The following is a 14,368-nucleotide window of genomic DNA, read 5'->3' as shown; positions in this document are numbered from 1 at the left end:
GGCCAGTAAGCGACATGCCGCATCCCGCTGCACCCCGGTGCGCTGGGATGACGCAACCCATCACAAGTGCATTGATTGAGGCGGTTATGGGCAACTTGGGCAGAACCGGATCACCCCAACCCGCCGAGGCCGGGCGGGAGCAGTCCTGCCGGTGCGACGTCCACGGCAGGGTGATCGGTTCATCGGAGGTGTCCGAGGAGCGGTTTCGGGGGCTGTTGGAAGCCGCTCCGGATGCCATGGTGATCGTCGATGACACCGGCATCATCAGGCTCGTCAATGCTCAGACCGAGGCGCTCTTCGGTTACCCGCGTGACGAACTCCTTGGCTGTCCTGTCGAACTTCTCGTCCCCAAACGGTTCCACGGCCACCATGGCTTGCATCGCGAGGGTTACGCGGCCAACCGTCAGGTCCGCCCGATGGGTGCGGGACTCGATCTGTACGGTCTGCGCAAGGATGGCACCGAGTTCCCCGTCGAGATCAGTCTCAGCCCGCTGGAAACCTCTGACGGACTTCTCGTTTCCGCCGCCGTGCGCGACGTCAGCGAACGCAAAGCCGCGGAGGAGCGGTTTCGGGGGCTGTTGGAAGCCGCTCCGGATGCCATGGTGATCGTCGATGACACCGGCATCATCAGGCTCGTCAATGCTCAGACCGAGGCGCTCTTCGGTTACCCGCGTGACGAACTCCTTGGCTGTCCTGTCGAACTTCTCGTCCCCAAACGGTTCCACGGCCACCATGGCTTGCATCGCGAGGGTTACGCGGCCAACCGTCAGGTCCGCCCGATGGGTGCGGGACTCGATCTGTACGGTCTGCGCAAGGATGGCACCGAGTTCCCCGTCGAGATCAGTCTCAGCCCGCTGGAAACCTCTGACGGACTTCTCGTTTCCGCCGCCGTGCGCGACGTCAGCGAACGCAAAGCCGCGGAGGAGCGGTTTCGGGGGCTGTTGGAAGCCGCTCCGGATGCCATGGTGATCGTCGATGACACCGGCATCATCAGGCTCGTCAATGCTCAGACCGAGGCGCTCTTCGGTTACCCGCGTGACGAACTCCTTGGCTGTCCTGTCGAACTTCTCGTCCCCAAACGGTTCCACGGCCACCATGGCTTGCATCGCGAGGGTTACGCGGCCAACCGTCAGGTCCGCCCGATGGGTGCGGGACTCGATCTGTACGGTCTGCGCAAGGATGGCACCGAGTTCCCCGTCGAGATCAGTCTCAGCCCGCTGGAAACCTCTGACGGACTTCTCGTCTCCGCCGCCGTGCGCGACGTCAGCGAACGCAAAGCCGCAGAGCGGCGCATCGGCGAACTCGCCGCGCTCGTCGAATCTTCGCAGGATGCGATCCTCGCCAAGACGCTCGACGGTCGCATCACGTATTGGAACTCCGCAGCCCAGCGGTTGTACGGCTACGCCGCGCAGGAAGTCTTGGGACATCACGTGTGCCTCCTCGCCCCGGCCGACCGGAAGCATGAGATCGACATGCTCCTGGAGCGGATGAGACAGGGTGAGAAGGTGGAGCGCTACGAGACCCTGCGCGTTACCCGGTCCGGCGAATTCCTGGATGTGGACGTCACCCTGTGGCCGACCCGGGACACCGACGGGACGGTCGTGGGCGCGTGCGCCATCATCCGCGACGTCAGCGACCGCAAGAAGGCCGAGGCGGAGCTCACCGCCCTGTACCAGCAGCAGCGCCACATCGCCCTCACCCTGCAGCGCAGCCTCATGGGCACCCCGCCGGCCATCCCCGGTCTGACCACCGCCAGTCGGTACCGGCCCGCCACCCAGGGAGCCGGTGTGGGCGGCGACTGGTTCGATCTCATCCCGCTGGGCGCGGGCCGGGTCGGGGTCCTCATCGGCGACGTCATGGGCCGCGGTCTGGAGGCCGCCGCCGTCATGGGACAGCTACGTTCCGCCGCTCATGCCCTGGCCAAGACCGGCATGCAACCCCGCCAGCTGATGCAGGCGCTGGACACCTGCGTCGCCGACCTCGACGTCCCCGACCAGCTGGTCACCTGCTGCTACGTCGTGGTCGCCTCCGACGCAGGAGAGGTGACCATGTGTTCTGCCGGGCACCTGCCAGTCCTCGTCGCCGTACCCGGCGACGGCGCCCGGGCGCTGCCGTCGCCGGTGAACGCGCCGCTCGGTGTGGGCGGCGTGCTCTACGAGCAGTCCAGGGCGGTCATGCCGCCCGGCGCCACTCTCGTGCTGTATACCGACGGCCTGATCGAAACCCCCGGCAGCGACATCGAGGACCAGCTCTCCGAGCTCGTCGCCACGCTCAACGACCTCTATGCCACCACGCCCGGCCTCGAAACGGTCGCCGACCACGTCCTCGCCACCCTGCTGCCCGACGCCGAAAGCCACAACGACGACGTCACGCTGCTGCTCACTCAACTGCCGGCCGCACCCTTGGTCACCCTCACCGCCGACTTCCCCGCCGTCCCGGAATCCGTGTCCGAAGCCCGCGTCGTCCTCAATAAGGCCCTCACCTCCTGGGACTGCCCAGACGCGGTCGACGACGCGTGCCTCCTGCTGTCCGAAGTCATGACCAACGCAGTCCAGCACGCCGAGGGCCCCATCGGCCTGCACCTGTGCCGCACGGACACCGAACTCACCGTGGAGATCAGCGACTGCAGCCCCCATCTTCCCCAGCCCCGCCTGGCAGCCGACGACGAGGACTCCGGGCGCGGGCTGCTGCTGGTACGCACCCTTGCCGACGATTGGGGCGTCCGCCCCACCGACGAGGGAAAGACCACCTGGTTCAGCCTCACCCTGTAGAGCGCGCGACGCACGCAAGCCGCGGGCCGCACCGGTCACGGATGTGGGGAACGGCGACGGAGAACGCCGCGTTCAGCGGGACCAGTCTGCCCGCAGGCCTCCGGGAGAAGCGGACGTCAGAGCGCGTCCACGCCGCTCACCCTCCAGCCGTCGGACGTGCGAGTCAGCGTCATCCGCACCCGGTTCAGGTCCACGCGGGAGCCCGAGACCTGGGTGCTCGTGGTCACTTGGTTGACGAAGAGGAGGACCACGGCGCGGTCCGCCGAGGCCGAGACCACGGAGGCCGAGGGGGAGCCGCCGGTGGGGTGCGCCACCGTCGCCTTCACCACCCCGTGGTACTTCCTGGCCGTCGGTCCGACCACCGTTGTGGTGGTCTTGCCGTACTCGTCGCGGAAGTGTCCGGTGAGGTGGGCGCGTGCCGTGGCGAAGTCGCGGTCCAGGTGGTGGTAGTCGTACGACAGGACGACGGGTGCTGACTGCCGCGCGGCCGCGAGGGCCTGCCCGCGCGCCTGGTCGGCCCGGACTCCCTCCCGGTACTGCCACCCGAGCACGGCGGCCGCGGCCAGGCCCGCCACGAGCAGAACGCACAGGACCGCGGTGAGCAGCCGCCGCCGGACGCGCCGCATCGCGGTACCGAGGGCAGTGTTGTCGCTGCCAGGCCTTGTCGCGGTACCGGAGCCCGGCTCGCCCCTGCCGCGCCGCGTCGCCGTGCCGGGGCCGGGCTCGCCTCGACCGCGCCGCGTCGCCGCATCGCGGCCCGGCTCGCCCTCATCCCCCGGCGCGTCCTGCTCGAAGGACTCCGGTGAAGGCTCGGGCGGGTCGTCCCAGCCGTCCTTCTCCGGGGCCTCGACGAGCACGGTGCGTCCGGCGGCCGGTGCCTCGGGCCGACCCAGGGTCTCCTCGTCGGTGGCCGGTCCCGGCTCGCGGTGGCCGCGCTCCGCGCGCTTGGCAGCCGCGCGGGCGGCTGCGGTCATGGTGCGTCGGGTGCTCGAACCGGAACCCGAGCCGCGGCCTTGGGTGGTCGTCTTCGCCACGGTCTTACTCCTCATGTGCTCTTGGGTCGTACGGCGGTCAGGGCGCGGTCAGCCGACGAACTCGACGTCCGAGGTCAGCCAGCGGCCGTCCCGTTGCACCAGGTCGAGCTGGAGCCGATAGGTGCGCGCCTCGCCCTTGGGTGCGGCGGTGTTGGTCACCTTGCTGTCGGCGACCACCAGGACGCGGGCCGAGTGCTTGTCGGAGCGGACGATGCCCGCGTCAAGGACCTGGCCCTCGGACACGGACTCGTTCTCGGCGACGAGCTTGGTCAGCTGCTCGGTCTGCGCGGCGAACTGCTTCTTGAAGTCGCCGGTGGCGCCCTCGAGGACGTTCGCGCTGTCCCGGTCGTAGTGCCGGTAGTCGAGCGAGGTGAAGTTCAGCGCCGACTGGCGGGCCGCGGCCAGGATGTCCTGGCGCCGCTGCTCCGCCTCACGCTGGTCGTAGAGGCTGAGGCTCAGCCAGATCGTCAGTGCGGTGGTCAAGACGGTCGCCACGACCAGCCCCACCGACCGGGCCCTGCCCGACCAGGCCCTGCCCGTCGGTGTTTTGCTCGGCCCGGCTCCGTCCGTCGGTGTTTTGCTCGGCCCGGCTCCGTCCGTCGGTGTTTTGCTCGGCCCGGCTCCGTCCGTCGGTGTTTTGCCCGGCCCGGCTCCGTCCGTCAGCGCCTCGCCCGACAGGGACCTGCCCGTAAGTGCCTCGCCCGCCATGTCCCCGCTCACGCCATCGGTCCGACTAGCAGCCATTGCCACGACTCCCTTCCGAACACCGCCTGTTGGCCGCCCGTCGAGCCGATCTCGACGGGTCTTCCGTCCGGGCCGGTGGCGGTGCCGGTCTCCGGGTCGTACGGCGTCGCGTACGCCATCTGGTTCGCACCGGCGGAAGCGGTCGACATGCCGGGGGCGTTCTGCGCGCCCCGTACTGACGTCTTGCTTCCGCGCGGGGCCGTGCAGCGCGCGTCGGTGTTCGCCGCGCGCGTGCTGATGTCTGAGGGGTCGCGCCGTGTCGTCCCGTACCCCTGGGTGCACGGCGGTGGGTCGTCGGCGTTCACGACCAGGCCGAAGTGGGTGGTGCCGTCGCCCGGGACGACGGTGTAGCTGCCCGCGACCAGTGCTGGGAAGGTGACCAGGGACTGCTCGACGCCGGGCAGGCGGGCCAGCGTGACCTGGCCGCCGCTGATCAGGTTGGCCAGCAGGACCGAGAGCTGTGGACCGGTGGACTTCAGCAGCGAGTTCACCTGCTGGGCGGCCGGCGTCGCGTTGCCGATCAGTTTGCGCAGGTCCCCGTCGCTCGACTTCAGCTGTGCGCTGAGCGTCGCCAGATCGTGCGCGAACGACTTGATGGACGAGCCCTGGTCGGCCTGCGTCTTGAGGACCTTCCGCGAGTCCTCGATGAGCGAGATCGTCTGGGGGAGTGAGTCGGACGCCGACTCCACGAGGGCGTTGCCCGAGTCCACCAGGCGGCTCAGGTTCGGGCCGGTGCCGGAGAAGGCCTTGCCCAGCTCGTCGACCGTGACCTGGAGATCGTCCTTGCCGACCGAGTTCACCAGGCGGTCCAGGCTGAGGACCAGGTCCGTGGTGGGCAGCGGTACGCGGGTGCTGCCGCGGGGGATGGCGCTGCCGTCGAGGAGATACGGGCCGTGGGACGTGCGCGGCTGTAGATCCACGTACTGCTCGCCCACCGCCGAGCGGTTCGCCACCACGGCGAGGGTGTCCGCCGGGATGCGCGGCGCGCCGTCCTTGATGTCGAGGTCGACCGAGACGCCGTCGGTGCCGGTCAGCTGCAGCGCGCCGACGCGGCCCACCGGCACCCCGCGGTAGGTGACCTCGGCGCCGGGGAAGATGCCCCCGGAGTCGGCGAAGTCCGCCTGCACGGTGTAGCCGCGGTTCAGGACCTCGTCCACCAGGCCGGTGTACTCGGCGCCGACGTACGACACCCCGACGGCGGTGACCGTGGCGAAGGCGAGGAGTTGGGCCTTGACCGTACGGGTGATCACGGCTGGACTCCCTTCAGCATCAGCTCCGCGAGCGCGAGGTTGATCCCCTCGGGCAGGTCCGCGTCGCTTGTGCCGGTCGTGTAGCTGCTGGTGCACACCGGTGGGCACAGCGGCCCGCCGCCGCTCGACGGAGCCGAGGGGGACGACGGCACCGAGGGGGACGACGGCAGGCTCGGTGTGCTCGGCAGCGCGGTGGGCGTTGGGACGGCCGGAAGGTCCGGGAGATCCGGCAGGTCGGGGGTTTCGGGCCCTTGGGAGTCGCCGTTCCCCTTGCCGGGCTTGCCGGAGCCGTCCGTCAGGTTCCCGTAGAGGTCCGACAGGTCGAGGTCGGCCGTGATGTGGAGGTTGACGTAGTCACCCTTGACGGCGTCCACCGCGTTGCGTGGGAACGGGTAAGTGGTCAGCAGCTCCAGGGAGTCGGGTAGGTCGTTGCCCGCCTTGTTGAGCTGCTGCAGGATCGGCCGCAGCTGTTTCAGGTTCGCGACCGTGTCGTCGTGTGAGGCGTTGACCACCTTGGTGCCCGTCTTGCTCAACTTCGACAGGGCGGTGAGCATCCTCGTCAGGTCGCGGCGCTGGTCGGCCAGGACCTTCAGGGCGGGTGGCATCGTGTCGACGGCCTGGGCGATCGTCTTCTTCTCCTTGCCGAGCCGCCCCGCGAGCCGGTCGACGGCCTTGAGGGCGTGGATGATGTCCTTCCGCTGGTCGTCCAGGCCGCCGATGAACGTGTTGAGCTCCTTGAGCAGCGATCTGACCCGGTTCTCCCGGCCGTCCAGGGCCTTGTTCAGCTCCACGGTGATCGTCTTGAGCTGGGCCACTCCGCCGCCGTTGAGCAGGGCGGAGAGCGCGGACAGCACCTCCTCGATCTCCGGGTTGCGACCGCTGCGGGACAGCGGGACGCGGTCGCCGTCGCCGAGCCGGCCCACGGGAGCGGTGCCGGTCGGGGCGGAGAGCGCGACGTACTTCTCGCCGAGCATGCTGGTCTGCCGCAGCTCGGCGACCGCGTTGGCGGGCAGCTTCACCGAGTCGGCGACCCGCAGCCGTACGCGCGCGTGCCAGCCGTTCAGCTCCACCTTCTCGACCGCGCCCACGGTGACGTTGTTGACCTTCACCGCCGACTGCGGCACCAGGTCGAGGACGTCGCGGAACTCGACGGTGACGTGGTACGCATGGCCGTCGGTGGCGGCTCCGCCGGGCAGCTGGACGTCGTACCAGCCGTTGAACTCGCAGCCGGACAGCAGCAGCGAGCCGACCGCGGCCATCGCCACCGCCCCGACCTTGCGCCGCGCGCTCATGCGCTCGCCCCCAGAATTCCGCCGAGCGTCCGGTCGACCGTTCCCGTCACCGCGGAGCCCTGAGGCACCTTCGGCAGGGAGTCGAAGAGCTCCTTCAGCTCCTTGCAGTCGGGGTTCTTGCCGCCTTCGTCGCCGGTCGTCTTGAGTACGGAACACAGCAGCGAAGCCGGATCCTGTGCCTGCTGCGCGTTGTTGCGGGTGTCGAGGGTGCCCGCGGACGGGTTGTAGGCGTTGTTCAGGTTCGACAGGCCCGTGGGAGCGACCTCCAACAGCTCGGCCAATGCGGCCCGTTGGGTGACGAGCACCTTGGTCACCTTGCTGAGGCCCTTCACGTTCGAGGTCAGCGACTTCTTGTTGTTCTTGACGAAGGTGGACACATCGCCGAGCGCCGTCCCCAGGTTCGTGAGCGCGTCCGCGAGGTCCTTGCGCTCGCCCGCGAGCTGCCCCGCGACCTTGGCCAGGCTGGTGTTGAACGACCGCACGCTCGTGTCGTCGGCGGCCAGCGCCGCCGTGAACACCTGCAGGTTCCGTACCGTGCCGAAGAGGTCCGTGCGGCCGTCGGACAGCGTGGTGACGGCCTGCGAGAGGTCCTCGACCATCTGGTTGAGGTTCTCGCCCTGGCCGTCGAGGTTGTCCGCGCTCACCCCGAGCAGCCGCGACAGCGAGCCGTCCTTGTTGGCGCCCTTGGGGCCGAGCGCGTCGGACGTGGTGTGCAGACTGTCGAAGATGCGGTCCAGTTCGACCGGCACGGCAGTCCGCGTCTCGGGGATGACGGCGCCGTTCCGCAGTACCGGGCCCCTTCGGTACACCGGCAGCAGCTGCACGTAACGGTCGCTGACCACCGAGGAGTTGATGATCGCGGCCTTGGCGTCCGCCGGGACCTTGCGGCCCTCGTCGTACTTCAGCTCCACCCGCACCCGGTCGCCCTGCGGCGTGATCTTCTCGACCTCGCCGATCCGGACGCCGAGGACGCGGACGTCCGAGCCGGGGTAGATGCCGACGGTGCGCGGGAAGTACGCGGTGATGTGGACGGACTCGGAGCGCGGCCACAGGACGTAGGTGAGCCCGGCGACGAGGGCGAGTGAGGTGATGACGGCCACGCGCCTCTTCAGGTTCTTCACTGGGTGCCTCCCGTGCGCGGCACCACCGGAGCGGCGACCAGGTTCTGGACGTAGCTGTCGAACCAGCGGCCGTTGCCGAGGGCGTTGGTGAAGACCCGGACGTACGGCGCGAGCAGCTTGACGCTCCGGTCCAGGCTCGACTGATTGCGTTCGAGCATCCGCACCACGGTGTTCAGGCCCTTGAGCGCGGGCCCGATCTCCTTGTCGTTGTCCGCGACCAGGCCGGAGAGCTCGATGCCGAGTGCGGCGGAGCTCTTCAGCAGCTTGTGGATCGCCGTGCGCCGCTTGCTGATCTCCTTGAACAGCTTGTCGCCGTCCTTGACCAGCGCGGTGAAGTCCTCGGAGTGCTCGGCCAGCACGCCCGTGACGCCGTTCGCATGGTCGAGGAGTTCGCCCAGCGCCTTGTCACGCGAAGCGACCGTCCGGGAGATCCTCGACAGGCCCTTGATGGACGCCCGCACCTCGGCGGGCGAGTCCTGGAAGGTGGTGGAGATGGTGTCCAGGGCCTTCGCCAACCGGTCGGTGTCGACCTTCTCCGTCGTGGTGGTGAGATCGCTGAACGCCTGCACGACGTCGTACGCCGGAACCGTCCGCTTGAGCGGGATCTCGCTGCCGGGCTTCAATTGCCCCGATCCCTTGGGGCGCAGCGCGAGGTACTTCGCGCCGAGGATCGTCTTGACCCGGATCGAGGCGCCGGTCTCGGTACCGAACCTCGGATCGCCCTTGATCTTGAAGGTGACCTTGACGTGGTCGCCGTCCAGATCGACGTCCTCGACCTTGCCGACCTTGACGCCGGCGATCCGCACCTCGTCGCCGGGCTTGAGGCCGCCCGCCTCCGAGAAGGCCGCGCTGTACGCGTCGCCGCCGCCGATCAGCGGCAGGCTGTCGGCGTTGAACGCGGCCACGGTCAGCAGCCCCAGGATGGTGAGGCCGACGGCTCCGATCACCACGGGGTTTCGCTCCCGGAACGGGATCAAGCGCGGTCGGCGTATCCGTATGCGGGGCAGCTTCGGCGGGTCGATGCGGACTTTGACCAGGGGTTCGGGGCGGCGGGGGCGCGGTGCCCGGCGTGGAAGCAGCCGTATTTTCGGGAGCTTGGGCGGATCGATGCGGACTTTGACCAGGGGTTCGGGGCGGCGGGGGCGCGGTGCCCGGCGTGGAAGCAGCCGTACCTTCGGGAGCTTGGGCGGATCGATGCGGACCTTGACCAGCGGTTCCGGGCGGCGCTTACGGGTCCTGCGCGGAAGGAAGTGCTTCGTCATGCGCCGCACCTCGCCCTCGCCACGTGCAGCTCGGGAGTGAGCACCTGCTTCGTCTTCGGCAGCACGATCCGGCCGTCGAAGTCGCAGAGGTAGAAGTTGAACCACGAGCCGTAGGACGCCGTCCCGGTCAGCTCGTTGAGCTTGTTCGGCAGCCGCTTCAGGACGCCCTCCACGGTGTTCTCGTTCTTGTTGAGCGTTCCGGTGAGATCGGTCAGCTCGGCGATGTCGTCCTTCAGGGGCGGACGCGCGTCCTTGAGCAGCCCGGAGGTGGCGTCCGTCAGGTCGCCGATGCCCACCAGCGACTGCCCGATGGGCTTGCGGTCGGCGGACAGCCCCGAGATCACCCGCCGCAGCTGTTTGAGCAGCCCGGAGAAGCGGGAGCCGCGCTTGTCCAGCGTGTCCAGCACGGTGTTGAGGTTGTCGATCACCGAACCGATCAGCTTGTCGCGGCCGGCCAGCGTCGTGGTGAGCGAAGCCGTGTGCACGAGCAGGCTGTTGACGGTGCCGCCCTCGCCCTGGAGGGTCCGGATGATCTCGGTGGCGAGCTGGTTGACGTCCTGCGGGCTGAGCGCGGCGAACAGTGGCTTGAAGCCGTTCAGCAGCGCGTTGAGGTCCAGCGCGGGCTGCGTGCGCGACAGCGGGATGGTGGCGCCGGGCTTCAGCCGGGTGCCGTCTCCCACGCCCTCGGTCAGGGCGACGTAACGCTGTCCGACCAGGTTCCGGTAGCGGATGACCGCGCCGGTGCTGAGCAGCAGCGGACGGTCCGCGCCGACCGTGAAGGTGACCTCCGCCAGCGTCCGGTCCTTGATCCGGATGCCCTCGACCTCGCCGACCCGCACCCCGGCCACCCGGATGTCGTCGCCCTTCTCCAGGCCCGTCACGTCGCTGAACACCGCGCGATACGTGCGCTCGGGGGTGAGGGAGATGTTGACGATGGTGGCGGCGAGCAGGGTCGTCGCCAGGATCGTCACCAGGGCGAAGAGGCTGAACTTGATCAGCGGGGCGGCGGTCTGCCGGGCTCCTGACGTCCTCGTGGCCCTCGTGGCCCTCGTGGCCCTCGCGGACTTCGCGTTCTCCGTCGTCTCCGTAGCCTTCGTGGTCTTCGCCGTCTTCGTGGTCCTCATGCGACGCTCACCGCCGTTCCGCGCGCCATCGGTCCGAACAGCAGGGTCGCGACCGGCGGCACCTCGTCGGCAGGTACGCCCATGACGGGCGCCACGATCGAACCGACGGCGCGCTGCTCGGCCCGGGTGGCGGAGACGCCGCCGGGGCCGGACGGACTCCCCTTCGCGGAACCGTCGTCGAGGTGGACCCCGGGCGCGGGCACCCGCGGATGCGGCAGGTCGCGGCAGTTCGGCCCCGACCGCTCGCCGTAGCGGGGGTACTCACCGGGTTCGTACGCCCCTTGCCGGCGGACGACTTCCAGCGTGATGTGCATCTTGCCGCCCCGGAACGCCTGCTCGGAGGCCTGCTCCTCGCGCACCAGGCCGGCGAGGAGGCAGGGGTACTCGGGTGAGTAGCGGGCGAAGAGTTCGAGCGTGGGGCGGGAGACCCGGCCCAGGGTGATCAGCCGGTCGCCGTTCGCGTCGAGGAAGTCGTTGGCGGTGCCCGCGGCGGTGGCCGTCGTGGTGAGTGCCGACGCGAGCCGGTCCCGCTGCTCGACCAGGGTGCGGCTGGTGGTGACGGTGTTGCGCAGGATCTCCATCAGGTCGGGAGCCGCGTCGCCGTACACCTCGGCGACGTCGGCCAGCCGGGCGAAGTCCTCGGTGAGGGAGGGCAAGTGAGGATTGAGCCGGTGCAGATAGTCCTCCACGCGCGTGAGGTTGTCGCCGATCCGGTCGCCGCGCCCTTCGAGGGCGGTGGCGAACGCGGAGAGCGTGGCGTTGAGCTTGCCGGGCTGCACGGTCCGCAGCAGCGGCAGCAGGTCGTTCATCAGCTGCTGGAGTTCGATGCCGACGCGGGTGCGGTCCTGGGTGATGACGTCCCCGGCGCGGATGGGGCGAGCCGAGGAGTGCGCAGAGCGCGCGGGCGCGACCAGATCGACGTACTTCTCGCCGAACAGCGTCTTGGGCAGCAGACGCGCGTGCACATCGGACGGGATGGACGCGACGTACTCCGGCTTGAGCGCGATGTCGAGCGTCGCCTTCGTCCCGTCGGCGTGCACCGCGCGTACCTCGCCGACCAACAGCCCGCGCAGCTTGACGTCGGCGCGCGGATCGAGCTGGTTGCCGAGGCTGTCGGCCTCCAGCTCGATCCGTACGGCCGGGGTGAACACCTGCCGGTACACGGCGACGGACAGGGACAGCAGCAGCGCGAGCACGGCGAGGAACACAACGCCGTACAACCGCAGTCTCAGCACCCTCATACGGCTCACCCCGCAATCCGTACGGTCGTGTTGGCGCCCCAGATCGCGAGCGACAGGAAGAAGTCCAGGACGTTGATCGCGACGATCGAGGTGCGCACGGCGCGGCCCACGGCGACGCCGACACCCGCCGGGCCACCGCTCGCGTAGTAGCCGTAGAAGCAGTGCACCAGGATGATCAGGACGGCGAAGACGAGCACCTTCCCGAAGGACCAGAGCACGTCGACCGGCGGCAGGTACTGCTGGAAGTAGTGGTCGTAGGTGCCCGCCGACTGGCCGTAGTAGCCGGTGGTGATGGTGCGGGCGGCGAAGTACGAGGACAGCAGCCCGATCACGTACAGCGGGATCACGGCGACGAAACCGGCGATCATCCGGGTGGTCACCAGGAACGGCAGCGAAGGCACGCCCATGACTTCGAGGGCGTCGGTCTCCTCGCTGATCCGCATCGCGCCGAGCTGGGCCGTGAAGCCCGCGCCGACCGTTGCGGAGAGCGCGAGGCCCGCCACCAGCGGGGCTATCTCCCGGGTGTTGAAGTACGCCGAGAGGAACGCCACGAAGTTCGAGGTGCCGAGCTGGTTGAGCGCGGCGTACCCCTGCAGGCCCACCTCCGTGCCGGTGAAGAACGACAGGAAGGCGATGACGCCGACCGTGCCGCCCACGACGGCCAGGGCGCCGCGGCCGAAGCTCACCTCGGCGAGCAGCCGCAGGATCTCCTTCTTGTAGCGGCGTACGGTACGGCCGGTCCACGCCAACGAGCGGCCGTAGAAGGACAGTTGGCTGCCCAGTTCCTCCAGGCGATTCAGCAGCGCCATGATGACTCAGCCCCTCTGCGGAACGACTTGGAAGTACACGGCGGTCATCACGAAGTTCGTCACGAACAGCAACATGAAGGTGATCACCACCGACTGGTTCACGGCGTCGCCCACACCCTTCGGGCCGCCCTTCGCGGTCAGGCCCTTGTACGAGGCGACGATCGCGGCGATCGCGCCGAACACCAGCGCCTTCATCTCCGCCGCCCACAGATCGGAGAGCTGGGCGAGTGTGGTGAAGGAGGCGAGATAGGCGCCCGGTGTGCCGTTCTGCAGCACGACGTTGAAGAAGTAGCCGCCCGCGACGCCGACCACGGACACCAGGCCGTTGAGCAGCACCGCCACCACCATCGACGCCAGGACCCGCGGGACGACCAGCCGGTGGATGGGGTCGATGCCCAGCACCTGCATCGCGTCGATCTCCTCGCGGATCTTCCGCGCCCCGAGGTCCGCACAGATCGCCGTGCCGCCGGCGCCCGCGATCAGCAGCGCGGTGACGATCGGTGACGCCTCCCGCAGCACCGCGAGGACCGAGGCGGCCCCGGAGAAGGACTGGGCGCCGAGCTGCCGGGTCAGGCTGCCGATCTGCAGCGCGATGACCGCCCCGAAGGGGATGGACACCAGGGCCGTCGGCAGGATCGTGACGCTCGCGATGAACCAGGCCTGCTGGATGAACTCCCGTGCCTGGAACGGCCGCCGGGGCACGGTCCGGACGACGTCCAGCGCCATCGCGAAGAGATTCCCCGACTGCCTGAGCGCTCCGGTCGGTGACAGCCTCATGCGCCCGCCACCTCACTCCGGTGCAGCTCGGACTCGCGGCGCGCGATCGCCTCCCAGCGCGGCGGGCGGGTGATGGCGGGGCTCGGCAGCAGACGCGGTGTCATGTCGTTGCCGACATGGCGGGCCCGTCGGTCGATCTCGCCGAGCCGCGCCAGCTCCTGTTCGACCTGCGCGGCGTCCTTCTCCTCGGCCATGCCGATCGGCCCCTGCATCCGGCCGTTCAGGAATTGCCGTACGACGGGCTCGTCGCTGGTGAGCAGCTTCTCGCGGGGCCCGAACATGACCAGCTCGCGCCGGAACAACAGCCCGATGTTGTCCGGCACTTGGCGGGCCGAGGCGATGTCGTGCGTGACGATCAGGAAGGTCGCGTTGATCTGTGCGTTGAGGTCGACGATGAGTTGGTTGAGGTACGCGACGCGCACCGGGTCGAGGCCCGAGTCCGGTTCGTCGAAGAGGATGATCTCCGGATCGAGGACCAGCGCCCGCGCCAGCCCGGCCCGTTTGCGCATCCCGCCGGAGATCTCGCCGGGCAGCTTTCCCTCGGAACCGATCAGCCCGACCATGTCCATCTTCTCCAGCACGACGCGCCGGATCTGGCTCTCGGACTTGCGGGTGTGCTCGCGCAGCGGGAAGGCGATGTTGTCGTACAGGTTCATCGAGCCGAACAGCGCGCCGTCCTGGAAGAGCACGCCGAAGAGCTTCCGCACCTCGTACAAATCGTGCTCGCGCAGTTTCGTGACATCCCGGCCCGCTACCTTCACGGACCCCCGGTCCGGCTTCAGCAGTCCTACGAGCGTCTTGAGGAACACCGACTTGCCCGTGCCCGAGGGGCCGAGCATGACCGAGACCTCCCCGGCGGGCAGCGTCAGCGAGACGTCCTGCCAGATGACCTGGTGACCGAAGGACTTGGTCAGCCCTTCCACACAGATCTCGACACCCATCC

At 69.1% G+C, this 14,368-nt stretch carries 12 protein-coding genes; 1 reads left to right on the top strand and 11 read right to left on the bottom strand.

The window, feature by feature from the left end; genetic code table 11:
• Nucleotides 1-86 precede the first annotated feature (86 nt).
• Nucleotides 87-2,771 carry a PAS domain S-box protein gene (locus OG390_RS14880; protein ID WP_406168168.1) on the top strand — a complete coding sequence of 895 codons (2,685 nt, stop codon included), beginning with the start codon at nt 87-89 and terminating at the stop codon, nt 2,769-2,771.
• A 116-nt stretch (nt 2,772-2,887) separates the two neighbouring features.
• On the opposite strand, the gene OG390_RS14875 is transcribed toward OG390_RS14880, so the two are convergent.
• The 11 genes from OG390_RS14875 to OG390_RS14825 form a co-directional block, all read right to left on the bottom strand.
• A complete protein-coding gene (locus OG390_RS14875) occupies nt 2,888-3,805 on the bottom strand; it encodes a hypothetical protein (protein WP_406168166.1) in 918 nt (305 codons plus the stop codon).
• Between the two features lie 48 nt (nt 3,806-3,853).
• The gene (locus OG390_RS14870) at nt 3,854-4,300 is read right to left on the bottom strand and encodes a hypothetical protein (protein ID WP_406168164.1); all 447 of its coding nucleotides are present in this window, start codon (nt 4,298-4,300) and stop codon (nt 3,854-3,856) included.
• A gap of 221 nt (nt 4,301-4,521) precedes the next feature.
• Nucleotides 4,522-5,799, bottom strand: coding sequence for an MCE family protein (locus tag OG390_RS14865; protein ID WP_406168163.1), 1,278 nt, complete (start codon nt 5,797-5,799; stop codon nt 4,522-4,524).
• On the bottom strand, nt 5,796-7,091 hold the full coding sequence (locus tag OG390_RS14860; RefSeq protein ID WP_406168162.1) for an MCE family protein: 1,296 nt from the start codon (nt 7,089-7,091) through the stop codon (nt 5,796-5,798). Before OG390_RS14860 ends, OG390_RS14865 begins: the two co-directional genes overlap by 4 nt.
• Entirely contained in the window at nt 7,088-8,212 is a 1,125-nt protein-coding gene (locus OG390_RS14855; RefSeq protein ID WP_406168160.1) for an MCE family protein, read from the bottom strand. The genes OG390_RS14860 and OG390_RS14855 overlap by 4 nt, the downstream gene beginning before the upstream one ends.
• Entirely contained in the window at nt 8,209-9,189 is a 981-nt protein-coding gene (locus OG390_RS14850; RefSeq protein WP_406177673.1) for an MCE family protein, read from the bottom strand. The genes OG390_RS14855 and OG390_RS14850 overlap by 4 nt, the downstream gene beginning before the upstream one ends.
• A gap of 281 nt (nt 9,190-9,470) precedes the next feature.
• Nucleotides 9,471-10,472: an MCE family protein gene (locus OG390_RS14845; RefSeq protein ID WP_406177671.1), complete on the bottom strand. Its 1,002-nt coding sequence runs from the start codon at nt 10,470-10,472 to the stop codon at nt 9,471-9,473.
• 122 nt (nt 10,473-10,594) lie between these two features.
• The gene (locus OG390_RS14840) at nt 10,595-11,839 is read right to left on the bottom strand and encodes an MCE family protein (RefSeq protein WP_406168158.1); all 1,245 of its coding nucleotides are present in this window, start codon (nt 11,837-11,839) and stop codon (nt 10,595-10,597) included.
• A gap of 5 nt (nt 11,840-11,844) precedes the next feature.
• Entirely contained in the window at nt 11,845-12,648 is an 804-nt protein-coding gene (locus OG390_RS14835) for an MlaE family ABC transporter permease (protein WP_399078646.1), read from the bottom strand.
• 6 nt (nt 12,649-12,654) lie between these two features.
• Nucleotides 12,655-13,425 carry an MlaE family ABC transporter permease gene (locus tag OG390_RS14830; protein WP_406168157.1) on the bottom strand — a complete coding sequence of 257 codons (771 nt, stop codon included), beginning with the start codon at nt 13,423-13,425 and terminating at the stop codon, nt 12,655-12,657.
• Nucleotides 13,422-14,366 (bottom strand): ABC transporter ATP-binding protein, encoded by a 945-nt coding sequence (locus tag OG390_RS14825; protein WP_406168155.1) that lies wholly within the window; start codon nt 14,364-14,366, stop codon nt 13,422-13,424. Before OG390_RS14825 ends, OG390_RS14830 begins: the two co-directional genes overlap by 4 nt.
• Nucleotides 14,367-14,368: the final 2 nt, after the last annotated feature.

It is taken from the genome of Streptomyces sp. NBC_00996, from assembly GCF_045162675.1.
Classification (GTDB): Bacteria; Actinomycetota; Actinomycetes; order Streptomycetales; family Streptomycetaceae; genus Streptomyces.
Note: the sequence above shows the minus strand (reverse complement) of the source record. Positions and strands in the feature narration are given on the sequence as shown.